This is a genomic window from Methylosoma difficile (assembly GCF_054657615.1).
Window position 1 is genome coordinate 371,858 of the sequence record NZ_BAAHYJ010000002.1, and the last position, 21,690, is coordinate 393,547.

Annotated in this window: 21 protein-coding genes, 1 other RNA gene and 1 riboswitch; of the genes, 6 read left to right on the forward strand and 16 right to left on the reverse strand. The window is 50.2% G+C overall.

The annotated features are described in order from the left end of the window. Positions 1 to 33 precede the first annotated feature (33 nt). The 3 genes from ACYQ1O_RS07225 to ACYQ1O_RS07235 all read right to left on the reverse strand — a co-directional run bounded on the left by ACYQ1O_RS07225 (position 34) and on the right by ACYQ1O_RS07235 (position 4,683). Positions 34 to 219 (reverse strand): YbdD/YjiX family protein, encoded by a 186-nt coding sequence (locus tag ACYQ1O_RS07225; RefSeq protein ID WP_459990989.1) that lies wholly within the window; start codon positions 217 to 219, stop codon positions 34 to 36. Then, complete coding sequence (locus ACYQ1O_RS07230) at positions 219 to 2,294, reverse strand: carbon starvation CstA family protein (RefSeq protein ID WP_459991444.1); 2,076 nt, start codon at positions 2,292 to 2,294, stop codon at positions 219 to 221. Before ACYQ1O_RS07230 ends, ACYQ1O_RS07225 begins: the two co-directional genes overlap by 1 nt. Before the next feature lie 913 nt (positions 2,295 to 3,207). Continuing rightward, entirely contained in the window at positions 3,208 to 4,683 is a 1,476-nt protein-coding gene (locus ACYQ1O_RS07235) for a hypothetical protein (RefSeq protein ID WP_459990990.1), read from the reverse strand. A 432-nt stretch (positions 4,684 to 5,115) separates the two neighbouring features. On the opposite strand from ACYQ1O_RS07235, the gene ACYQ1O_RS07240 reads away from it, so the two are divergent. Then, positions 5,116 to 5,607, forward strand: a complete 492-nt coding sequence (locus ACYQ1O_RS07240) for a phage integrase N-terminal SAM-like domain-containing protein (protein ID WP_459990991.1) — start codon at positions 5,116 to 5,118, stop codon at positions 5,605 to 5,607. On the opposite strand, the gene cobT is transcribed toward ACYQ1O_RS07240, so the two are convergent. The 7 genes from cobT to ACYQ1O_RS07275 form a co-directional block, all read right to left on the reverse strand. Then, positions 5,542 to 6,582, reverse strand: coding sequence for a nicotinate-nucleotide--dimethylbenzimidazole phosphoribosyltransferase (gene cobT, locus ACYQ1O_RS07245; RefSeq protein WP_459990992.1), 1,041 nt, complete (start codon positions 6,580 to 6,582; stop codon positions 5,542 to 5,544). The genes ACYQ1O_RS07240 and cobT overlap by 66 nt on opposite strands. A 4-nt stretch (positions 6,583 to 6,586) precedes the next feature. After that, positions 6,587 to 7,228: a 5,6-dimethylbenzimidazole synthase gene (gene bluB, locus ACYQ1O_RS07250; protein WP_459990993.1), complete on the reverse strand. Its 642-nt coding sequence runs from the start codon at positions 7,226 to 7,228 to the stop codon at positions 6,587 to 6,589. Between the two features lie 4 nt (positions 7,229 to 7,232). Beyond that, positions 7,233 to 7,928: a Dph6-related ATP pyrophosphatase gene (locus ACYQ1O_RS07255; protein ID WP_459990994.1), complete on the reverse strand. Its 696-nt coding sequence runs from the start codon at positions 7,926 to 7,928 to the stop codon at positions 7,233 to 7,235. Between the two features lie 8 nt (positions 7,929 to 7,936). Next, positions 7,937 to 8,839 (reverse strand): ABC transporter substrate-binding protein, encoded by a 903-nt coding sequence (locus ACYQ1O_RS07260; protein WP_459990995.1) that lies wholly within the window; start codon positions 8,837 to 8,839, stop codon positions 7,937 to 7,939. A gap of 93 nt (positions 8,840 to 8,932) precedes the next feature. Beyond that, positions 8,933 to 9,523, reverse strand: coding sequence for a hypothetical protein (locus tag ACYQ1O_RS07265; RefSeq protein WP_459990996.1), 591 nt, complete (start codon positions 9,521 to 9,523; stop codon positions 8,933 to 8,935). Between the two features lie 53 nt (positions 9,524 to 9,576). Beyond that, positions 9,577 to 11,427, reverse strand: coding sequence for a TonB-dependent receptor domain-containing protein (locus tag ACYQ1O_RS07270; RefSeq protein WP_459990997.1), 1,851 nt, complete (start codon positions 11,425 to 11,427; stop codon positions 9,577 to 9,579). A 112-nt stretch (positions 11,428 to 11,539) separates the two neighbouring features. Continuing rightward, positions 11,540 to 11,745: riboswitch (cobalamin riboswitch) on the reverse strand. A gap of 329 nt (positions 11,746 to 12,074) precedes the next feature. After that, positions 12,075 to 12,218: a hypothetical protein gene (locus ACYQ1O_RS07275; RefSeq protein WP_459990998.1), complete on the reverse strand. Its 144-nt coding sequence runs from the start codon at positions 12,216 to 12,218 to the stop codon at positions 12,075 to 12,077. A gap of 541 nt (positions 12,219 to 12,759) precedes the next feature. Between ACYQ1O_RS07275 and ACYQ1O_RS07280 the strand changes: the two genes are divergently transcribed. Next, positions 12,760 to 13,041: a hypothetical protein gene (locus tag ACYQ1O_RS07280; RefSeq protein WP_459990999.1), complete on the forward strand. Its 282-nt coding sequence runs from the start codon at positions 12,760 to 12,762 to the stop codon at positions 13,039 to 13,041. A 27-nt stretch (positions 13,042 to 13,068) separates the two neighbouring features. Here ACYQ1O_RS07280 and ubiH read toward each other — a convergent pair whose 3' ends face one another. From ubiH to ACYQ1O_RS07295, 3 genes are read right to left on the reverse strand one after another with little or no spacing between them, the layout of a single operon-like run. Beyond that, positions 13,069 to 14,262 (reverse strand): 2-octaprenyl-6-methoxyphenyl hydroxylase, encoded by a 1,194-nt coding sequence (gene ubiH, locus ACYQ1O_RS07285; RefSeq protein WP_459991000.1) that lies wholly within the window; start codon positions 14,260 to 14,262, stop codon positions 13,069 to 13,071. Further along, entirely contained in the window at positions 14,262 to 15,572 is a 1,311-nt protein-coding gene (gene pepP / locus ACYQ1O_RS07290) for a Xaa-Pro aminopeptidase (protein ID WP_459991001.1), read from the reverse strand. Before pepP ends, ubiH begins: the two co-directional genes overlap by 1 nt. A gap of 18 nt (positions 15,573 to 15,590) precedes the next feature. Beyond that, on the reverse strand, positions 15,591 to 16,112 hold the full coding sequence (locus tag ACYQ1O_RS07295) for a UPF0149 family protein (protein WP_459991002.1): 522 nt from the start codon (positions 16,110 to 16,112) through the stop codon (positions 15,591 to 15,593). Positions 16,113 to 16,219: 107 nt separating this feature from the next. Between ACYQ1O_RS07295 and ACYQ1O_RS07300 the strand changes: the two genes are divergently transcribed. The 4 genes from ACYQ1O_RS07300 to ACYQ1O_RS07315 all read left to right on the forward strand — a co-directional run bounded on the left by ACYQ1O_RS07300 (position 16,220) and on the right by ACYQ1O_RS07315 (position 18,819). After that, positions 16,220 to 16,447: a TIGR02449 family protein gene (locus tag ACYQ1O_RS07300; protein ID WP_459991003.1), complete on the forward strand. Its 228-nt coding sequence runs from the start codon at positions 16,220 to 16,222 to the stop codon at positions 16,445 to 16,447. Further along, positions 16,444 to 16,743, forward strand: coding sequence for a cell division protein ZapA (locus tag ACYQ1O_RS07305; RefSeq protein WP_459991004.1), 300 nt, complete (start codon positions 16,444 to 16,446; stop codon positions 16,741 to 16,743). The genes ACYQ1O_RS07300 and ACYQ1O_RS07305 overlap by 4 nt, the downstream gene beginning before the upstream one ends. 21 nt (positions 16,744 to 16,764) lie before the next feature. Further along, a non-coding RNA gene (gene ssrS, locus ACYQ1O_RS07310) (6S RNA) lies at positions 16,765 to 16,943 on the forward strand. A 244-nt stretch (positions 16,944 to 17,187) separates the two neighbouring features. Further along, positions 17,188 to 18,819 carry a M10 family metallopeptidase gene (locus ACYQ1O_RS07315; RefSeq protein ID WP_459991005.1) on the forward strand — a complete coding sequence of 544 codons (1,632 nt, stop codon included), beginning with the start codon at positions 17,188 to 17,190 and terminating at the stop codon, positions 18,817 to 18,819. Between the two features lie 110 nt (positions 18,820 to 18,929). On the opposite strand, the gene corA is transcribed toward ACYQ1O_RS07315, so the two are convergent. The 3 genes from corA to ACYQ1O_RS07330 all read right to left on the reverse strand — a co-directional run bounded on the left by corA (position 18,930) and on the right by ACYQ1O_RS07330 (position 21,534). Further along, positions 18,930 to 19,919, reverse strand: coding sequence for a magnesium/cobalt transporter CorA (gene corA, locus ACYQ1O_RS07320; protein ID WP_459991006.1), 990 nt, complete (start codon positions 19,917 to 19,919; stop codon positions 18,930 to 18,932). 13 nt (positions 19,920 to 19,932) lie between these two features. Then, positions 19,933 to 21,126, reverse strand: a complete 1,194-nt coding sequence (locus ACYQ1O_RS07325) for a hypothetical protein (RefSeq protein WP_459991007.1) — start codon at positions 21,124 to 21,126, stop codon at positions 19,933 to 19,935. Between the two features lie 69 nt (positions 21,127 to 21,195). Next, positions 21,196 to 21,534: a zinc ribbon domain-containing protein YjdM gene (locus ACYQ1O_RS07330; protein ID WP_459991008.1), complete on the reverse strand. Its 339-nt coding sequence runs from the start codon at positions 21,532 to 21,534 to the stop codon at positions 21,196 to 21,198. Positions 21,535 to 21,690 lie beyond the last annotated feature (156 nt).

Below are 21,690 nucleotides of genomic sequence, written 5' to 3' on the forward strand. Positions count from 1 at the left end.
CGGAATATTTTTAGCCCACCTACACACCTCTAGTTAACAACATCGGTTAATCCCATTCCATTTTGAGTCCAGTTGTTGCTTAAAATAGGCTTTTCTGCTTAACGGCTCACTACCTTCGTCCTGATGGTGTTCGGCAAAATGCTGCAAATACCTTTCATAGGCATCATCGCCAGACATTTGGCGCAGCAATTGCCACGCCGGTTGCAGTTTCTTAAACATTAATCGCGCACCCAATCTTCTTGCAAACGGCTGGGGCTGTGCGGAGCTTCGCTCAGTGGTTTGACGGTTTTGCCAAGCAGATAAAGTGTGCAGACGCGCAGCATATCCAAAACAATCAACGCCAAAAGGCTGACGAAGAATAGCGTCAGATAAGCATCAAAATGCAGGTTAAAGATCAATTGCGGAGCAATGGCAGATTTTGCTGCCGGTAACGTGCCTGCTTCCAATTTACTGGACAAGTCATTGGCTGCGGCAAAAAAACCGACACGAATGTCACTGCTGGTGATTTTTTCATAAGAAGCCGTACCGGTGATGATAATCAGCCACGTCAGCGGCAACCCCGTCACCCAAGCATATTTCAGCTTGCCCGATTTGACCAAAATACCCGTCGCTACGCTCAACGCAATGGCTGCCAACATTTGGTTGGCGATGCCGAATAAAGGCCACAAAATGTTGACGCCGCCATTCGGGTCGATAACACCGATGTACAGAAAATAGCCCCAGCAAGCGACCACAATCGAACTGGTGATAACCACCGATGGCGTCCAAGATGTATCCGCCATTTTAGGCCAGATGTTGCCCAGCATGTCTTGCAGCATAAAACGCCCCACGCGCGTGCCGGCATCGAGCGTGGTTAAGATGAAAATGGCTTCAAACATGATCGCGAAGTGATACCACAACGCCAATAGTCCTTCGCCAAACAAGCTGCCGAAGATGCTTGCCATACCCACTGCCAACGATGGCGCGCCACCGGTGCGGGCAAACAAGGTTGCTTCGCCCATTTGTTGGGCAAGGGTTTGCATTTGCGCAACGCTAACCGGAAAACCCCAGCTGCTGATCTTCGCCACGGCATCGGCAGCTTCTGCACCGACAATGCCCGCCGGGCTGTTAATGGCAAAAAATACGCCGGGGTCAAGCACCGTGGCGGCTATCATTGCCATAATGGCAACGAAAGATTCCAACAACATGCCGCCGTAGCCAATCATGCGGATGTCACGTTCGTTGGCTAATAATTTCGGTGTAGTGCCGGAGGCAATCAGCGCATGGAAGCCGGAAATGGCACCGCAAGCAATGGTGATGAATACAAACGGAAATAATTTGCCGCCAAAAATCGGCCCCGTGCCGTCAATAAACGGCGTGATGGCGGGCATTTTTATATCAGGGTGCAAAAATAAAATCGCCACCGCCAGCAAGCTGATCGTACCAAGCTTCATAAAGGTGGATAAATAGTCGCGTGGGGCAAGCAATAACCAAACCGGCATCACCGCCGCTGCCAAGCCATAAGCCATGATGCACCATGCCAAGGTCAAACCTTCGTGGTCGAAGTAACCGCGCAAGCTGGGGTTGTTATCAACCCAACCACCACCAACCACCGCCAACAACAAAAAGATCACCCCCAATGTAGTGGCTTCCAGCACTTGTCCGGGCCGGAAATGGCGCATGTAGGTGCCCACCACCATGGCGATTGGAATGGTGGCCCCCACCGTATAAGTGGCCCACGGGCTGTGTTTCATGGCATTGACCACGACCAAACCCAAGACAGCAATCAGGATCACCATAATCGTAAACGTGCCGATCAAGGCCGCCGAACCGCCGAGCGCACCCAGCTCGTCACGCGCCATTTGCCCCAAGCTTTTGCCATCGCGGCGGGTGGACAAAAACAGCGTCACCATATCTTGAACGCAGCCACCCAAAACCGAGCCAAACAAAATCCATAACGTGCCTGGCAAAAAGCCAAACTGCGCCGCCAGCGTCGGCCCAACCAAAGGCCCAGGCCCTGCAATTGCCGCAAAATGGTGTCCGAACACCACCCAGCGATTGGTGGGGATAAAATCATGCCCGTTTTCCAAACGTTCCGCCGGAGTGGCGCGGGTGTCATCGACCATCAACACAGTGGCGGCAATCCACGCCGCATAAAAGCGATAGGCGAGGGCATAGATGCATAACGCGGCAGTAATAAACCATAAGGCATTAATGCTTTCGCCTCGGTTAAGGGCAATGCCGCCAACAGCAGCGGCACCAAGAATGGCAATAAGTATCCAAACGGCGGATTGTAAAAGCTTGTTCATGGGCATGGGGATGATGGAAAGGGTGAAATTCAAAAAGGAACGGGTTTTTAAAATGATGCGTACGAGCCAATGGCGAAAAATGACGCCATTTTGTAAGGTCATCTTAAATCTTATTGCTCCGGCTGATGACCGCAGCCTTGACCCGTATCAGTAGTGCCGCGTTCATAGTTCATATGATCCAAATTCCTACTGTAAACGAACATTTTATAATTAGCCACTACCAAAGCTTTTTATTTGCTTCGATACAAGGGGTTGGGAGAATTTCAGGAGTTTAGGTAAATAAAAAGGGGGGGTTAACCTGATGTCTAGCTAAGGCTAAGCATGCTGGCGTTGGTTTGCTAATAGCTTGGGTTTTTGGTGGATTGCACCTGTTATGAAGCAGGGAGATAAATGAAAGGGTCTGTTTCGGTGGGTTTTTGGTTGGAGTCCAAAACAGGTTTTGGACTCCCTAATGGCACTAAAACCAGTGGATTTCTGTTGGTGTGTTACGGTAATTCGCAGTTGCACAATGGCAACAAAACCAACACCCAAAAAACACAGGTTGAAACAACAGCTGCCTTTCCACTGCCGCCGACTTACAACCCACATAACCCAAGCTCAACATGCTCGTGATTAGGGTTGCTCAACGCCCGGCATCACCCGCCGCTCATTCAACCTCGAAACCATCCAAGCTAACGATAAGAGGTCCGTTATTTCGCAGTCGGGTGCATGCAGTTGTTAGATTACGCCTACCGATTATAAAGTTTTGCTTTCTCCATCAGGTTCAAAATGCAGATTATCCTTGCCACGCGCTACAACACGCACGCCTGAGCAAATCTTAAAGCTACCGCCCACACGAACGCGACTGAAAAGTAACTCTGGATGCCGGAAGTGTAGGCTCACGGCTACATTTCAAGCGGCGATAGAAGATCAGCCGCGTCTATACGGGCCAGCCTTGATTCGGCTTGAACAGGCCGCTCGCCTTATCGAACACAGATATTCCTAAGTGTTCATCTGCTTCTGCCTTGGCTAGCACCTGCTTCAAAGTCGCGCAGCGTTCAGCATAATTATCCTGTCCGACTTTGCAGAGTGCGCTTACTTTTCCCTGAACCGTGTTCGCCGACAAGAGAGCGTTTCGAACCTCGGTTTTCGTACCTCGACCCTGGTGATGGATGTCCGCAATCGCGGTGCAGATCAGATCCGAAACTCCGTTGAGGTTGTACCAAAGGCTGTATGCGCTTGTAAGTTTCCTCATGGTGATCTGCGCTGCGACACTAACTTGCAGCCGGTTGAACGCTTCGTCCGAGTTCGCAAGATGAACGAGCAGAGCAGAGGCGGATAATTCTCTATCGTCGATACTCGTGCCGTCGGCGTTCAGGTACGTCATGAAGTCCTTCAGATTCTTCTCACTTGGGTGACCGGGCCGCGGGTATTGCTTCTCAAGGCTGACCTTGTGACTACCTAGGTCGCGGTGAAGAACTCCGTCGACCAGCTTCAAGTCGGGAAACAACGCCTGGAACGCGGAGTTCTCGACTGCCGCCCTCCGAAATAGCAGGACGAGATTGTCGTTCGGCGTGTGGGCAGCGAGTTGAAAAAATCCGAAGGTGAATGCCGCCCGGTCATATGTGTTCAGCCGATTGAAGTAGCCACTGCTCTCACCGGCCGAGATGACCCCCAGCATTCCGGCCACGGTTTCGTACTCTTCGGCAAAGGCAGCGATAGTGTAACGTGGGCCATTAAGCTTACTCGTTGGCTGCCAAAGTCCACGGCGCGATTCATACTTTGTATTGCTTGCAACGTAATACTCCGCGACGCCCGGGAGCTTTGCGAAATAGTCATATTTGCCGGCTGAAACCGCTACCTGTCGAATCGTCGGCTCTGGTCCCGTGGTCGCGAGATTCGGCGTCGTTACGAACGGGGTAACAGGCGGAGTCCCGGTTTCCGGATCAGGCAACTTTGCCGCGGGCGGAAATGCGCCAAAGAACAATCCTTGATTACCACCGTATGCTCCCTGAAAGCGAGCGAGAAAATCCGTTGGAGTCTGCCGGATTACAATGTCCTGCGTGTTCGAGTAGTGGTAAACGTGACCTTCGGAAAAAATACCAACATGCTTCTTGGGGACGTTGCGCATTGTGTGCGCGGTGAGATCGACGTTCGAATTGTCGGTGACAAACACAATCTTCATGCCCTGAGGCGCGTTATTCCAAGTGCCTACTTGCGGACACTCCGCGAAGAGCTCGTGGACGCGAATGCACGCTCCGGGATGGCTGCCATTCTTGTGCGTTTTGCAGTCGTAGCCCGAGTCCAGTTCCAGCACGTGACATACAAAGTGCGCGCAATGGTTCTCCCCGGCGCCTGTGAACTTGTTCTTGCAAAGATCCGCGATCGTTTTGTTCAGGGTTTCACTTAGTTTCATGGCTGACTTTTGACCTCATTGGTTTTTTAACGAGCAGCTACTATGGCTGCCGGAATGGACATTGGTGACCTACCCGCTACAACCTTAACTCTCGCTCTCAGCACGTCGTTCACGGTTGGATTGAGGGATGGCTATATGCTTCTTCGGTTGAAAATCTTTCAGACTTGAGCAACTCCGGATGCAGGAGGTGCAAGCGCACGGTGACGGTATCTCCGGGATAAACCTTTTAATTGTCAATCAACTCCCAGGCAGCATCATGATCTTCGCTGCTATAGTAGGCTTGCGGCCGGTAGCCCGACAGCGTATAGCCCTGCCTCCTGCTCCCCCTCAGTTAAAAAGGGGTCTTGAAATGCACCTGTAAAGGTGTATGTCGTTCTTGCATATTGATATTTTTCAAAACTATACCCTATCACTTTTCTGTTAGCAAACGATTTGTGCAATCTAATTTATACTCCTCCTAACCCACCGCCCAAGTTGTTAGATTTGGTGCGTGACCGCCTTCGGGTGAAGCATTACAGCTTCGCCACAGAGAAGCTTTATGTGCATTGGGTCATACGCTTCATCCTGTTCCACGGCAAGCGGCATCCCCAAGAAATGGGTGCGGCGGAAGTGGAGGCGTTTTTGACGCATTTGGCGGTGGAGGGGCAGGTGGCGGCTTGTACACAAAACCAAGCCTTATCGGCGCTGGCGTTTTTGTATAAGGCAGTGTTGAATTTGGATTTGCCGTGGTTGAAAGAGCCTCAATTATTGATGTGTCTTAATTTTGGAGTCCAAAACATGTTTTGGACTCCAATGGTGGTTAAGGCTGTCGCGTTCTTAGGTTGGTATTTTCCAACATCGAATCTTTGCCCTAAAAACCTAAGCCTTCCCCGCCACCCCAGCCTCCGCAAACGAAGCCATGCCGTTCAAAAACGCCACGGCTGATTGCAGTAACGGGTAGGCGACGGCGATGCCTGAGCCTTCGCCTAGGCGCATGTTGAGGTTGAGCAGGGCTTGGGCGTTGAGGTGGTGGAGTAGGGATTGGTGGCCTTGTTCTTGGGAGACGTGGCTGTAGATGCAGTAGTCGAGTACGGTGGGGTTTAGGCGAGCGGCGGCGAGTAGGGCGGCGCAGGTGATGAAGCCATCGACGAGGATGGTCATGCTGTTGGCGGCGGCTTGTAGGTATGCGCCTGTCATCATGGCGATTTCAAAACCGCCGAGGTGTTGCAGCACGGCGAGTGCGTCGTTGGCGTGCGCGTGGTAGTCTAGCACTTGTTGTAAGGTGGCGATTTTTTGCGCCAGTTGGCTGTCGTTAAGGCCAGTGCCGCGTCCGGTGCATTGGCTTAGCGGCAATCCGGTGAGGCGTTGCATGATTAACGCGGCGGCGGCGGTGTTGCCGATGCCCATTTCTCCAAAGCCGATGCAGTTGCAGCCTGTTTGCCATTGGCGGTTGACCAAGTCCGCGCCTGTTTGCAGGGCTTGTTGGCATTGTTCGGCGCTCATGGCGGGTTGGTTGATGCTGTTGGCTGTGCCGTGGGCGATTTTGGCGTGGATCAGTTGCGTGTAGGCGCTTAAGTCGGCGTTGACGCCCGCATCGACAATCAGCAATTCAATTCCATGTTGTTTGGCAAAGACGTTGATGGCAGCGCCGCCTGCTAAAAAATTGCCGACCATTTGTGCGGTGACGGCTTGGGGAAAGGCGCTGACGCCCGCTGCGGTCAGGCCGTGGTCGGCTGCGAATACGATGATGCAGGGTTGTTTCAGTTGCGGGTTTAGGCTGTTTTGGATCAGGCCAATTTTTAAGGCCAGTTGTTCCAGTTGTCCTAATGCGCCTAGCGGTTTGGTTTTTTGGTCGATTTTTTCTTGCAGGGCGGCGTGCAGTTGTTGGCTAAGCGGGGCAATGTTAACAGCGAATGACATGGTGTTATTTCCAGTAATTTTCAAAAAGCAGGTTGTCTAGGCTTTGCCGCTGCGCCCAGTGGCTTTGTTCGAGCATGGGTTTTTCGTAGAAGGCTTCGACGTGGCCTAGGCATAAAATGGCAATGGGTTGGCTGTCGTCGGGCATGGTCAGCAGGGTTTTTAGGGCGGGCGGGTCGAACAGCGATACCCAGCCCATGCCCAAACCTTCAGCGCGGGCGGCTAGCCAGAGGTTTTGGATGGCGCAGGCGACGGAGGCCAAGTCCATATCGGGCAGGGTGCGCCGTCCAAAAATGTGCGCTTGGCGTTGGTCGCACAGCGCGGCAACCAGCAGTTCGCCGCATTCTAAAATACCTTCGACTTTTAATTTCATGAATTCGTCGCTGCGTTCGTTTAAGGCTTCGGCGGTCAGTTGGCGTTCTTGTTCGACCAGCTGATGAATGGCTAAGCGCAATTCGGGGCAGGTGATGCGGATAAACCGCCACGGTTGCATAAAGCCGACGCTGGGCGCGTGGTGGGCGGCGTTCAGTAAGCGGCTTAAAACGTTGGGGTCAACGGGGTGGGGCAGAAAGTGGCGCATGTCACGCCGTTCGTAAATGGCGCGATAAACGGCTTGGCGTTCGGCATCGCTATAGCAATCGTCATTCATGTGTTTAGGGCAGGGCGCAGGTCAGGGCAACATCCAAATAATGATAGTGGCCTTGTTGGCTTTGCTCGCCATCAGCTATGGCGAGTGGGAAAGCAAAGTCTGGGCCGTCGTAACACAGGGTGTGGAATTCGCCATTTTCGGCGCAGGCATCGACGTGCAGCGGCAGGGCTTGCAGAAAGGCGGTATCGAGGGTTTTGCCTAAGCAGTCTACGCCTAATCGGCTGCTGTCAACGGCGACCACTTTGGCTTTAAAGCCGAGGTTGAGGAATTCGTGGATCAGCCCTGCCGGATGTTCGCGCCATAGTGGGTAAACGCCAGTAATGCCGTGTTGTTGGTTGAGTTGGTCGCGGTAGGTTTTGACATCTTCCAGATGAATGTCGCCATACAAGAAGTGGCTTATGCCTTGTGCGACCATACTGTCGTAGAACGCGCCGACTACGGCCGGGTAATCGTAAAAACCGTGGTCGGATGGCTGCTGCATAAACAACGGGTAAAACGCTAATCCTAAAGAGGCGGCATGGACTTCCATGACTTCCAGGCGGATTTGGTGCGCGTTGGAGCGTTGGCTTTGTGCGCAAAAGGTGGTCATTAAGCCGACGGGTTGGTAAGTCTCGCAATAATCAGGATGATGGCGCAGGCGATGCAAGGCCAGCGTTGCGTCTTTACCGCCCGATGAGGCGATGATGATGGGTTTTTTCATAACAGGGTTTAGGCAATGGCGCGGGCTTTGTCGTGCGCGGCGGCGGGAATGCTGAACAGTTGCGGATGGAACAAGGCGGCGAGCAGTTCGATGCCATCGACAACGCTGGTGCTGGGGCGGGTGAAAAAATCGGCATCCGCCAAATACACTTGTTGGTTTTTGACCGCTTGCAAATCTTGCCAACCGGGTTTGGCTTTCAATAAATCCACTTCTTCGCTGGCGCGTTCTATGCTGAATCCGCAGGGCGCAATAACGATGACTTCAGGATCGTAATAACAGATTTTTTCCCAATCAATCGGCACGGAATAACCCGCCGGACAGGAGAGCGCATCGCTGCCGCCAGCCAGGGCGATTTGGTCGGGTATCCAATGTCCGCAGTTGTAAATGGGGTCTAGCCATTCCAATAACATCACGCGGCGCGGTGGGGCGCGATGTTTTCTTAAATTATCAACGATGTCGCCGATGCGTTGCTGGCATTGGTTTAGCAGTTGTTGGCCTTGTTCGGCTTGGCCTAATTCGGTGGCGATGGTTAAGACGTTGTCGAAAATATCGTTCAGGTGGCGTGGCACTAGCGGAATCAGCTTGGGTGTTTTTGGCAGCGCGTGGATGGCTTTTTCGACAAAGGCGGTGCCGATTTGGCAGACGTTGCAGACGTGTTGGGTAAAAATCACATCTGGGGCGATGGCGTGCAGCAAATCCATGTCGATGTAGTACAAGGTTTTGCCTTCGCGGTCGTAATCGCTGACGATGCGGTCAATTTCGGCGCTGCTGTGGTGGGTGTTTTCCAGATAGGATCGGACAACTTTGGGTTTGTCCGATGGGCATTCGAAAGTCACGCCGTGCAAGTGGTTTTGTAAGCCCAGCTCGTTAATGATGTGCGTTGAGGCTGGAAGAAATGAACAGGCTTTCATGAAGGCTCGCAGTGGTTAAGGGCTATCAGATATTGCCTGATAAGGCAGGCGTCCAAAATTCTTTTGGACGCCTGGTTTTGTGCAGCTCTTAAATTACGCTTCGGACTGTTGTGCAGATAAGCCTGCTATGATTTTGGCGGCTTTCATCACACCCAAACCCACCAGCGAATACAACAAGGCGCTGACAAAGTAAGGTGGGAAGTATTGGACGACGCGGCTGGTGTATTCCAAGATCGACATTTCGCCAAAACGGTCGGATAAAAAGTAAAAGCTGGCATTGGAAATAAGGAACGCGGTGGATATGGCCAGTGCAACCAAAGCGCCAGATAAGGCCATTTCTAACCCGTTCAACGCTTTGAAAGCCGAGCAATAATGCCCCGCCAAATACATCACCCCATAAGTAGGGATCAGGAAAACATACGCAGGGGAAATGCAATAAGCGCTGGTGCCATTGGCAATGGCAAGGTAATCAATCAGGCCTGCCAAAATGACCAAAAAGGCAAAAAAGGCTTTTTTGCTCAATTGATAAAAACCCGCCAAGAAAAATACCGCTAACGACGCATCTGGCAAATGCAAGGCATTGCCAAAATGGTGGTAACGCGTCATGACCATTAAGGCGATCAGCGGGATGGGCAGATAGTGTGTTTTTAACAACGGTGTTAAAACCGAGGATAGGCGGTTCATGTGTTCTCCAAGAAAATATAGCAATCTATGCACGGCATGTGCTGTGGGTATTATCAGTTATTGTAATGGATACTGATAAAAAAGTTGCGGTCAGCCGTGATATAGGTGTTGGCGGTTTGATAGATTTCATTAAACAGGTTGTTCAGTTTAGCACTGACCATCCAGTTTTTGTCGATATGGTAGGCCGTACGCAAATCAACGGTGACAAAACCGTGCAGGTTGACCCGCACGGGGTTAAAGGCCGCATCATAGGCCAAATCAGGACGGTCGCCTTGTGCCAATACGTTGGCACCCACATCAAAGGCATTCAAGCTGCGCGACATATCGAACGACAAGGTTTTGTCGGTGCGGCGTTGTAGGCGTAAGCCGGTGCTGGTGTCAATCGGCTCCAAAATGGACATGGCTAACTTATGGTGCCAGCCCAGCCAATTGGTGCTGATTTCTGCTTCAATGCCTTCTATACGGGCTTTGTTGACATTCACTGGCGGCCAGCCGGCGATCAGCTGGTCGGCATCGGTGTGGTAGGCGCGCAGTTCCCAACTCGCCAAACGGTGCTTGCCAGCCAATCCCACTTCAAACGAACGCGATTCTTCCGGTTTTAAGTTAGGGTTGCCATGACCGCCAAAGCCGTCATCAGGCCAATACAGTTCGTTGAAGTTAGGCGCTTTAAAGGCGTTGCCAAAACTGGCAAACGGGCTGATACCGGTTTCGGAATTAAACCGCCAGCCGATATTGCCAGTGACGTAATCGCCAAATGCTTGGTTTTTATCCCAGCGCAGCGAGGTGTTTAAAAAATGCCGGTCGAACAGACGGCTGTGCAATTCGGTGAATACACCGACATCGTAGCGCGAGCGTTCTTGGTAGGAGTTAAAGCCTGCGCTAAAGCTATCAAGGTCGTCGCTTTCGACTTCGTCCAAACGGTAATCGGAACCTAACACCATTTGTTGGTCGTCATTGATGTGCAGTTGGTTTAACCAGCTGGCGTTCCAGCGTGTGGTGTAAAAGTGTCCGTCGTTGGTGCTGTCGGACAAAAAGGTTTGCAGCTGGTCTTGGCTTTGACCGAGGCGCACGGTGCTGCGCAAGTTGTCGGTCATATCCATGCTGCCCGACAGGCTGATGACATGGTTGGCAAATGCGGCGTTGTCCCCGCCATAACTGGAGTCGTATTGTTTGATGCCCTCGGCGCGCATAAAAGAGGCTTCCAATTCGGCATTGTTGTCAAAATGATGACCGATACGGGCATTCAATCCGGTGTTTTCGTAGCCGTCGCGGTCAGGGTCGCTGTTTTGCTTCACGCTGAAGCCTTGTGAATTGATGTGCGATACGCCCAAGTTATACCAGCTGTTGTCAATTTTGCCGCTGACCGAACCGGCAGTTTGTGCAGTATCGTAAGAACCGCCACCTGCTTGCAAGGCCACTTTGGTTTTGCCTTCTTTGCCTTTGCGGGTGAAGATTTGGATAACGCCACCAATCGCTTCCGATCCGTATAAACTGGACTGCGGGCCGCGGATGATTTCCACGCGCTCAATTTGGTCAATGGGCAGCAATTCGTAAGCCGTCGTACCCGATGTTGCCGAACCGACTTTAATGCCGTCAATCAACACCAGCACATGGCCTGGGTTCGTGCCGCGCAAAAACACGTCGGTGGTTTGTCCGTAGCCGCCGCTTTGTGCCAGATCAACACCTAAAGAGCCTTTAAACAAATCCGGTAAGGTTCTGGCTTGCGAGCGTTCAATGTCTTCGCGGGTGTAAACGGTGGATGCCGCCGCCAATTCTTCGTTCTTAAAATCGGATCGGGTTGCCGTAACGACCTTTTCAGGTAGTGTGGTCACTTCGGAGGTTTCGGCTTGCAGTGTTGTACTGAAGCCTGTGATGAGTAGCGAGCTAACAATGATTTTTTGCATAAGTCCTCTTTTGCACCGCCCGTGCAATCTTGTGGGTTAGGCAGCGGAGAACAATAGGCAAAAGAAGACGGGCGCAAGGATGCGGTCTTGTTTCGCAAGCAGCCCTCCGCTGCATCGAATAACCTTTGAGGCCGGTCTCCGGACTTATAAGCGGGTAAAAACCCAGGTCATCGCCTTCCCATGCTTGCACAGTGGCATATTGATGACTTTAACTTATCTACCGTTGCGGGGGCAGTGTTGGCTTGGGCATGCGCCGTACCAACTTCCCGTTTAACCAAACAGCGTGAGCGGCTTGGAACCTTAAAGGAGGGTGGATTATAAGGGTTTGTTGCCGTAAAGCAATACGGTGTTGTTTATTTACGGATTAAAAAAGCCAGCGAGGCAATGGTGCGTTACAAAAAGAAAATCCCTAAATGTTTTTCTGTGGAGTCGTTTTTTAAGTCTTGGCAATTTGGGGTTTGGAGTGCAAAAACATGTTCCTGCACTCCGGTTTTAGGTGGAAATAAAATAAATAATAATTTTTTATCAGTAAGTTATCGATTATTAATGGCTGGATATATTTAAGTTCAGGCCAATTACTCTAGTGGCATAGCCCATCTGTTCCATGTGAACAGGCAGGTACATTCAGTTTCACTGTCGTGCTGCGGTTATTGATGGATTTCGCATAACAAGGTATAGATGCCGCCGTTATCAGGAAATTGGTAATTGGCTGCGAATATCGGATAGTTGTTTCCGTTGGTCCAGGTATATTTCAAAGGCAGAATGCGTCCATCGGGCCAGAGGATTGACATGGAGGCCACGTCAGGGTCTTGCGCTGTTATCTCGACCCACCATTGTGAAGCTGGCCTGAGCTTGGTTTACACCTGTCAGAGCCACAGTTGGATCGGCGGTTTGGTTCCACTGGTACGTGACGATTAAACCATCGGTATCTTTGCCTTAGCCTTGCTTGGACTGTTTTATTAATCGTAGTATCAACACCAGCATTGGCAGTAGGTGCTTGGTTGGCTACTTAGGCGGCAGGCGAATAGCCAAAAAGGCTAAGCACTAACCCGCACGAAGTAGTTTTGCATCGTATTTTCATAGCTTTGATTTCTCGGCGGCCGGACAAAAGAGGCGCGTTTCTGTGGATAGGATTTTTAGTTTACAGATGGAAATAAATAGCTAAACTGGATATGAAAATTAAAAATGGCTGTACTTAGTGAGCTACAAACTACGGCTAATTCATGGAATGAAAAAAACTTAGCTTAGTTCGATTTTTTATCACTGCTTGAAAGCAGATGAAGTATTATACAAACCAACCGCATTCAATTTAGTTTGGAGTTCTAATTACCAATGGCGCACGATACTGAAAAAATGAATCAAGAGCTGGATGCTCAGATGCAGGAGCTGGAAAAGCGTTTTAACCAGTTCTTAAAAGAGCTTGAGGAAGATTTTAATTTTGTTCCTGCAGCTCTCAATCACGATGAAAAGGCAGTCGAAATTGACCACCGTCTTGAAGATATTGAAAAGCATTACAAAATGGTTGATCGTCGCTACAAAATTATCCTTACCCTAACTGGCTTGATTACCCTGAGTATTTTTGTCTATTTGGGTTATGCATTATTTGGCGGCTAATACGGTTTGTATAAAGGGGCTTAAGACTTAAAGCCCCGTTTGCGATAACCCCATTGCTTGTTTGGCAAATGAAGCTTTAGCAAAAGGCAAATGGTCCAATACCGTCAGACCCACATTTCTGGCTGCAGCAAGCGCTAACCAATCGTTTGAAAAAATCTTTACTAAGCCATCTGTAAAACCGATCACGTGGTTGTGGTCTTTATGCCTTTCTTGCGCATAGCCCGCTAATAATTTTGCCTCGCCAATATCTTGCCCCAATTGCTGTTGTTTAAGCAATTTATCCGCCAATTGCACCACGTCACGTATGCCAAGGTTAAAGCCTTGACCCGCCACTGGGTGCAGCTGATGCACGGCGTTGCCGATGATAACGGCGCGTCCGCTGACCATCTGTTCGGCGCGGATCAACGATAACGGAAATGCGCGGCGCGGCGCGGCTAGTGTCAACTCGCCCAGACGGTAGCCGAAGCAGGCTTGTAAAGCCGACATAAATTCCGCCTCGCTACCTGCCATTAAATCTTCGGCATCATCGTGTTTGCGTGTCCATACGACAGAGCTATGGTATTTGGATACCGGCAGCAAAGCCAATGGCCCTGAGCAGGTAAACCTTTCATAGGCGGTGTGTTGGTTGGCGCGTGCGGATTTTACTGTGGTGACTAAGGCGGTTTGTCCGTAATCGGTGCTGTGTTGCGGAATATCTAGTAATTTGCGGACTGAAGAATGCCCGCCGTCGGCACCCACCAGTAGTTTCGCCGTTAAGTTAAGCGCTTGGTCGCCGTGTTTTAAGCTCATGTTGACACTGTCTGCGCCGGACATCAAACCGGTCAGGCGGGCAGGGCAGATCAAATCGATGGGGGCTTCCGCCACTTTTTCCGCCAAATAACGTTCAATGTCGCGGGCGGCGATCACATAACCTAAAGCGTCGACTTGTTGCTTGTCGGCGGACAAACGGGTTTTACCGAAATGGCCTTGGTCGGAAATATGGATATGTTTAATGGCCTCGGCCTTATCGCGGATGCCAGCCCAAACGCCCATTTTCTCCAAAACCTTCACCGTGCCGGCAGCTAGAGCCAAGGCACGGTCGCCGGCGGGCGAGTTGTGTAATTGTTCGGGGCTTTGCGCTTCGATAACCGCAATTTTTAAGCCGGTATCCTTTAAAGCCAGCGCCAGACAATTGCCCGCCAGACCGCCGCCAATAATGACTAAATCGTAATCCATTTGCATTAGGCCGCCTGCATTATCGCTTCAATATCTTCTATGGCTTTAGGTACGCCAGCCGTCAGCACTTTGCAGCCGTTAGCGGTGACGACAACATCGTCTTCAATGCGGATGCCTATGCCGCGCCATTTTTCATCGACGGTTTTACAATCCGAAGGAATATACAGGCCAGGTTCAACGGTCAGTACCATGCCAGGCTCTAAGATGCGCCATTCTTGATTGATTTTGTAGTCACCGACGTCATGTACATCCATGCCCAACCAATGCCCCGTGCGGTGCATGTAGAAGGCTTTGTATTTTTCGTCCTTAATCAGTTTTTTGACGCGGCCTTTTAATAAGCCTAAAGCGACTAAGCCTCTTGTGAGTACTTCTACGGCAACTTCATGGGGGATGTTCCAAGCAACGCCGGGTTTAATGGCTTCGATTGCCGCCAGTTGTGCATCCAACACCAATTGGTACAGCTGTTTTTGGGGTTCGGAGAATTTGCCGGCAACAGGGAAGGTGCGGGTAATGTCGGCAGCGTAGTGGTCGCATTCTGCGCCTGCGTCAATCAGCAACAAGTCGCCTTGCTTGAGTTTGTCTTTGTTCTCGACATAGTGCAGTGTGCAGGCATTTTTTCCGCCTGCGACGATGGACGGGTAAGCAACCGCCCTCAGACCTTCGTGGTTGAAATGATGGACGAGTTCGGCTTCAATTTGGTATTCGTACAAACCGGCTTTACACGCTTGCATGGCTTTGATGTGGCCTGCGGCAGAAACTTCAGCCGCACGGCGCATCAGTTTTAATTCCGCCGCACTTTTAAACAAGCGCATTTCATGTAGCATTTGCTCTATCGAAACCAATTCACCAGGTGCGCCAACGCCCATGCGCGATTTGGTGCGGATATGGGTGATCCATTCCAGCAAGCTATGATCCAGTTCAGGGTCGCGCCCCATCGGGTAAAAGACTTTTTGCTTGTCTTCCAACATGCCGGGCAAAATATCGGCAAGATCGGTGATGGGAAAGGCGTCATCGGCACCAAAATGGTGGGTTGCGCCATCAAGGCCTGCGTGCGCACCTTCCCATAGGGCTTTGGTGGCATCGAATTCACGGCAGAATAAAATGTATTCACCCTGTTCACGCCCAGGAATGAACACCGCCAAAGCTTCGGCTTCGTTAAAGCCTGTCAAATAATAAAAATCGCTGTCTTGCCGGAACGGGTAATGTACATCACGGTTACGGATATGGCTGGGTGCGCTGGCGATGAGCGCAATGTTGCCGACACCCACCTGTTGCATCAAGTGTTTACGGCGTTTTTTAAATTCAGAAGCTTTCATGCACAGATATCCTTTTGCTTAATGAAGGGTGGAATCCGGATCATTATAAAATTCGTATTTCAGCAACATAACCGCTGCGCGTAAATATTCACTGACTTCCACAAAAGCCGATTCATCTTCCGCACCTTCTGCGTCGGTATCCAGTTTGGTAAATTCGGTGATGTCTTTAAGGACTTCCCGGGCTTCTGGCGAACATTCTTTTGCCAAATGCGCGCTGCCTATACCTAACAGAAAGCCTTGGCACCAGTTTTTTAAGGCGATGACTTGTTCGCTTAATGCGCTTTCGTCGTCAGGCAAAAACAGTTCAAAATCGAAATCTTCGCTATTTAAGAGGCGGCGGGATTCTTCAAACAGATTGTTGAGTAACGTAATGCCTTCAATATCATCGGGTTGGGTTTCGTTGAGCAGCTCCGTCAGCCAGTAGTTGCTGGTAGTGTGGTCGTTGACGCATAAAAGCCCGGTGGCCATACCGTGCGCCTCGGCGGCGCTCAGTTCTGGCTGGGCTTGCTGCAAAATGGAGTTGATAGTTTGGTAAGCCATGGTGCTTTGATATTCACTAAAATAAAAACAATGCTTATGCTAACATTGAACGCAAAGTTATTGACCATTTGTTAACTTTTTACCACCGTTTTATTTGGCAACTATCCGTGACCCATCCCATGCTTGAACAACCCTTAGAATTGGCCTTGTTGGAAAACAAGGTTGACTTATTGATTGAACGCTTCCATGCCGTCAAACACGAAAATGAGGCGTTAAAAAACCAACAAGAATTATTGTTGGAAGAAAAACTCCAGCTGCTGGAAAAAACCACTTTGGCGCGCACCCGTGTTGAAGCCATGATTAACCGCCTGAAAGCTATGGAGCAAGGACTATGAGCGACAAACCCCAATCCGTCACGCTGATGATTATGGGCAAGGAATACAAAATCCTTTGCGATCTTGATGAACAAGACGATTTGACCTATTCGGCGCAACAACTTGACCAACAAATGCGCAAAATGCGCGATTCCGGCAAAGTGAACGGTGCTGAGAGGATTGCCGTTTTGGCGGCTTTAAACTTGGCACACGAGCTGCAAGTGTTGAAAAATCAAAACGCTATGCTGAAGCTCAGCCTTAACGAAGCATTGAAGAACCTCAGCAACAAAGTTGAAAACGTTTTGGAAAAACCGTAATTGCGTTACACTGTAAGCCTGTATCTCCTGGAGCGTTCGACAGTGTGCTGGGTGTTTCCTGAACCTGTTTTTACCCCGGGTGCAGTTCTGTGTCATGGTGTGCAAGCCTGTTCGTTCAGGAAGCCTGATTGACAAGATATGTTCCCACTTGAACTGTTGGTTCAAGGACGAAAGCGCATATCGGCGCAATCGGGAGATGCATCCTTTTCCTTTCTTTATTCTATCCAAAAGCCAGCATTTTCTGGCAACAAGCCAAGTCTGCGAATACGGAAGCTTATCTATTTTTTGTGATATGACCCACAAAAAAAATGCTCATACTACGTATTTTCCCCAGAAAAAATAATATTATTGGATCAAAATTATCGCCATTAGTTAAGCGGCTTAATAACCGATTTTTCTATCCATTTCGGCATCCACATTATTATAATTTTTAGAGGACGATACATGGCAACAGCGACACTTTCTGGCACACAAACCATTGATGCATTGATGAGTTTGTATAAATGGAGTACGCCAGCTGGAACAACAACGACAATCACATTCAGTTTCCCCACCGCAACTTCAACTTGGATTTCAGGTTACGGCCCTGAAATTTCATCCGGCGTATGGTCGCCACTGAACGCCACCCAACAGGCCAATTTTATCAGCGCCTTGGCAACTTGGTCTGATGTGGCAAATATCAATTTCACGCAAGTTGCCGACAATGCATCCGTCACAGGCAGCATACGTGCAGCTTTCAGCACTTACGTCGATCCCGATGCCGGTTTAGCGTATTATCCGGTATCCTCGTCTGCCAAATCTGGCGATATTTGGTTTAATCCCAAATACACAGACTATGCGCCGGGCGGTCAGCTTTTCCAGATTATGCAGCATGAAATTGGCCATGCGTTGGGCCTTAAGCACATTAATAAAACCATTTCTGGTAATCCAACTTATCTGACAGGTGCAGAAGACAATAAGCAATACTCCACCATGTCCTATAACGAATACACCGGGGCGGGTAACTTTAGTACCTTCTATGTGCAGCCTAGCACGCCGATGCTTTACGATATTGCTGCCATCCAATATTTGTACGGCGCCAACATGACCACGCGTACTGGTAATGACACTTACACTTTCAGCAACACCAAAGGCGAACTGAAAACCATTTGGGACGCAGGTGGTATCGACACCTTCGACTTGTCCAACCAAACCTTTAGCCAAATCATCAATCTGAATGCTGGTACATTCAGTTCATTAGGTGTCAAACAAACGCCAACGAGTGTGCCGACGGCAAGCGCGGTCAGCAATGTGGCGATCGCTTATAATGTCAGTATTGAAAATGCGATTGGTGGTTCAGGAAATGACACGTTAATCGGCAATGACCTCAACAATACCCTAACGGGCGGTTCGGGCAATGACAATATCAGCGGCAATTTGGGTAACGACAAGCTCGACGGCGGCTTAGGCGACGACAGCATGAGTGGTGGCGGTGGCAACGATACCTATATCGTCAATTCTACGGGCGACACGGTAACGGAAGCCGCCGCCTCAGGTTCGGATACTGTGCAATCAAGCATTACTTATACGTTGGGCAGCTATTTTGAAAAATTGACCTTAACCGGCTCGGCGGCAATAAACGGAACCGGTAACGGTGTGGCAAATACCATCACCGGCAACTCGGCTGCCAATACCTTATCTGGAAATGCAGGAAATGATAAGTTGGTTGGAGGGGCGGGTGCCGATACTTTAATAGGTGGCGCTGGCAATGACACTTTAACGGGAGGTATTGGTCAGGATACCTTCATATTTGATAGTGTTTCCGGCATTGATACGGTTACAGACTTTAGCGTTGTCGATGACACTATCCAGCTTAAAAACACCGTATTTACCGCCCTTACCGTTAAAGGCGGGCTGGCAGCTGGCCAATTGGTATTGGGAAGCCAAGCCTTGGATACGAACGACTATATCGTTTACAACCAAAGCACGGGCAAATTGTATTACGATGCCGATGGCAGTGGCGCAGGTTCGCAAGTGCAGATTGCCACCTTGGGCGTCAATTTGACGATGACCAATGCCGATTTTGTTGTGGTATAAACACTAAAATCGCTTAAAAAAAATAAAGCCTTCCAGATATAAAAGTCTGGAAGGCTTTTTTATTTCAGCTTAAAAAATGGAAAGCGCGGCGTTCAGGTTTGATTTTGTGCTTATAACCAGCCGCTGCGCTTTAGATGCAGATACAACAATACGCTCCCGACAACTACAAGGCTTAATACGGTGGGATAGCTGTACTGCCATTCCAATTCGGGCATGTACTTAAAATTCATCCCGTACAAGCTGAACACCATCGTAGGAATTGCCAAAATCGCGCCCCAGCCCGCCAAACCTTTGACCACTTCGTTTTGGCGCACAGTTTCAAAGGTCAAATGCACTTGCATGGCGGAAATCAGCATTTCGCGCAGGCCGTGCAACGTTTGGTCGATACGTCGGATGTGGTCGGCTATGTCACGGAAATAGTTGTTCATATCCTTAGGGATAATGTCGCTATGGAAGCGGGTCAGCTCGTTGCACATATCGATTACCGGCATGATGGCATTGTGCAATTGCAAAAGTTCGCGCTTCAGCTGGTACAGTTCTTCCATAGTGCGTCGGCTGGGGTGGTTGGCAAAAATAGCCGATTCCAACACCTCAAAGCGCGCCTGCAAGCCTTCAATGACCGGCACATAGTTATCGACGATGAAATCCATGATCGCATACAACACAAATCCCGGCCCTTTGGCGAGGTGGTCGGGTTTGGCTTCACAACTGGCGCGGATTTTCCGGTGGTCCAGCAGCGAACCATGCCGGACCGTAACCACAAAACGCTTGCCGGCAAACACGTGGGTTTCGCCAAAGGCAACGCTGGTTTCCGTTAATGCCGCCGTGTGCAAGACCATAAATACGGAACTGTCGTATTCTTCAATTTTGGGCTGTTGATGGGCGTTGCAGGCATCTTCGATGGCGAGTTCGTGCAGACCGAATTCTTCTTGGACTTTTAACAGCAAATGGCTATCGGCTTCGTGCAGGCCTAGCCAGACGAAGGTATCGGGTTCTTTCAGCACTTCACTGATGTCTTCAATGGTGACATCACCTTGGCTGATGCCGTTTTTGTAGGCCACGCAACGCATGACCATGCTGTTATCAACTTCGAAACTCAAAAGGCCTCCTTCATTATTTGGCAATGGTGATGCTCGGCGCACCTTGTTGGGACAATTCGCTCATGGTCATCTGGAAAATTTGGTACAACAGCCGGAAGCCTTCGCGGTTCCATTGATGGCCTTTTTCGCGCTGGATGGCGTAATAATATTTGCCGTATTTGATGCTGACATCGGCCTCTTTTATGGCTGATTCCGTCACGGTCACGCCTAAGGTTTGGGTGGGGTTTTCGCGCACTTCCGGTGTTTGCGCGTGTTTGGCAATCTCATATTCAGGATCATCCTGAATGCCTTGACCAATAAAGTTCAGCACATTGTGGAAACTCCGCAATTTTAGTCGGCCGTGCCAAGGCCACTCGCCGCCTGCAAAACCGGGGCGAATATCGACAATAATTTCATTGGCATAAAGGTTATTGGCTTCTTCCTGCAATTGTTCGCGTTCGGCGTTGCTGAGCCGGCTGGGATTGTAATTGCTTAAAATGATATGCCCGCTGATGCGTTTGCTGAGTTTGATCTGCTGCTGTTTGGCATCAAAATTGACGTCGTATTCCTTTTGCAGATCGGAAAATTCTTCTACCGAAAAGTGGCTGGCGGGCAGTTGCCAAGTCTTGTCGTAGAGCAGCGGGTTAACGTACAAGGCATGTTGGTCTTGAATGGCAGACAAATGCAGCATGGCTTGCCGGAAGGTGGGGTAACCTTGGCGGTCGGCAGGTTTGTTCTGGCAAATTTTATTGAGCGTGGCATCTTTAATGTGCAGCTCATCCACCAACAAACGCAAAATCAAATCGACATCTGCGCCTTGACGCAACAACAGGGTCAGCTTGTTTTCCGGTAGCGGGGTCAGCAAGCGGCGGGTGAATTCTTCACCTTCCATGGGGACGATGCTGATGGTGGGATTTTCGGAAATGCTGCCGCCAAACGTCGGTACCACCAAGGCACCGCTGTCGCCAGTTAACGCGGGCGATGCACCGGCACTGAGCTGAAAATTGAAAGTGGCGGCAATATTGGACACGCCGGTAAAGTGCATCGGTTGATGCTGATGGGCGCGGGCTATGTTTAACAGCAGTTGTTTGGACAAGGTTTCGGTAATGGCCCGGTCGTAAGCCACCACCGCATCATCCAGCATAGTGGGTGTGGCTATGCAACCCGACAAGAGTGCTGCCCATAACAGAAGGGCGCTTTTGAAGGCTAAGCGTTTTGACCGGAGCATAGTTTGCCGCAAGCGAGGTTAAAGAAAAGTTGGCGCGGGCAATGCTTTGCCGATTGCCCGCTGTGGCAATTAAATCTTTTTGACAAACTCAGACTTCAGTTTCATGGCACCGATGCCGTCAATTTTGCAATCAATGTCATGATCGCCATCCACCAAACGGATGTTTTTAACTTTGGTGCCCACTTTGACCACTAAGGATGAGCCTTTGACTTTCAGGTCTTTAATGACGGTCACGCTGTCGCCATCTTGCAAGATGTTGCCGTTGGCATCTTTAATCACACGGTTGTCGTCACTGTCACCGGCGCTGTCTTGGCTCCATTCGTGGGCGCATTCAGGGCAAACGAATTGGCTGCCGTCTTCATAGGTAAATTCTGAGCCGCAAGACGGGCAAGGTGGGAGGTTGCTCATGGCAGTTGTTCCTTAATTTTAATGGGTCTCAAGCGCAGGCCAACGCGGCGGCTTTGAGGTAAAGCAGGCATCATGCCAGATATTAGCGAATATTGTCCACACAAGGCGTGTAGGAAATGGCTGGTTGCAGGCTAGAAATAAGCGGCTTTGAAAAAT

Coding starts and splice junctions, on each gene's coding strand:
- ACYQ1O_RS07225 (WP_459990989.1), bottom strand. CDS start 219: ATGTTTAAGAAACTGCAACCGGCGTGGCAATTGCTGCGCCAAATGTCT.
- ACYQ1O_RS07230 (WP_459991444.1), bottom strand. CDS start 2,294: ATGCCCATGAACAAGCTTTTACAATCCGCCGTTTGGATACTTATTGCC.
- ACYQ1O_RS07235 (WP_459990990.1), bottom strand. CDS start 4,683: ATGAAACTAAGTGAAACCCTGAACAAAACGATCGCGGATCTTTGCAAG.
- cobT (WP_459990992.1), bottom strand. CDS start 6,582: ATGTCATTCGCTGTTAACATTGCCCCGCTTAGCCAACAACTGCACGCC.
- bluB (WP_459990993.1), bottom strand. CDS start 7,228: ATGAATGACGATTGCTATAGCGATGCCGAACGCCAAGCCGTTTATCGC.
- ACYQ1O_RS07255 (WP_459990994.1), bottom strand. CDS start 7,928: ATGAAAAAACCCATCATCATCGCCTCATCGGGCGGTAAAGACGCAACG.
- ACYQ1O_RS07260 (WP_459990995.1), bottom strand. CDS start 8,839: ATGAAAGCCTGTTCATTTCTTCCAGCCTCAACGCACATCATTAACGAG.
- ACYQ1O_RS07265 (WP_459990996.1), bottom strand. CDS start 9,523: ATGAACCGCCTATCCTCGGTTTTAACACCGTTGTTAAAAACACACTAT.
- ACYQ1O_RS07270 (WP_459990997.1), bottom strand. CDS start 11,427: ATGCAAAAAATCATTGTTAGCTCGCTACTCATCACAGGCTTCAGTACA.
- ACYQ1O_RS07275 (WP_459990998.1), bottom strand. CDS start 12,218: ATGTCAATCCTCTGGCCCGATGGACGCATTCTGCCTTTGAAATATACC.
- ACYQ1O_RS07280 (WP_459990999.1), top strand. CDS start 12,760: ATGGCGCACGATACTGAAAAAATGAATCAAGAGCTGGATGCTCAGATG.
- ubiH (WP_459991000.1), bottom strand. CDS start 14,262: ATGCAAATGGATTACGATTTAGTCATTATTGGCGGCGGTCTGGCGGGC.
- pepP (WP_459991001.1), bottom strand. CDS start 15,572: ATGAAAGCTTCTGAATTTAAAAAACGCCGTAAACACTTGATGCAACAG.
- ACYQ1O_RS07295 (WP_459991002.1), bottom strand. CDS start 16,112: ATGGCTTACCAAACTATCAACTCCATTTTGCAGCAAGCCCAGCCAGAA.
- ACYQ1O_RS07305 (WP_459991004.1), top strand. CDS start 16,444: ATGAGCGACAAACCCCAATCCGTCACGCTGATGATTATGGGCAAGGAA.
- ACYQ1O_RS07315 (WP_459991005.1), top strand. CDS start 17,188: ATGGCAACAGCGACACTTTCTGGCACACAAACCATTGATGCATTGATG.
- ACYQ1O_RS07325 (WP_459991007.1), bottom strand. CDS start 21,126: ATGCTCCGGTCAAAACGCTTAGCCTTCAAAAGCGCCCTTCTGTTATGG.
- ACYQ1O_RS07330 (WP_459991008.1), bottom strand. CDS start 21,534: ATGAGCAACCTCCCACCTTGCCCGTCTTGCGGCTCAGAATTTACCTAT.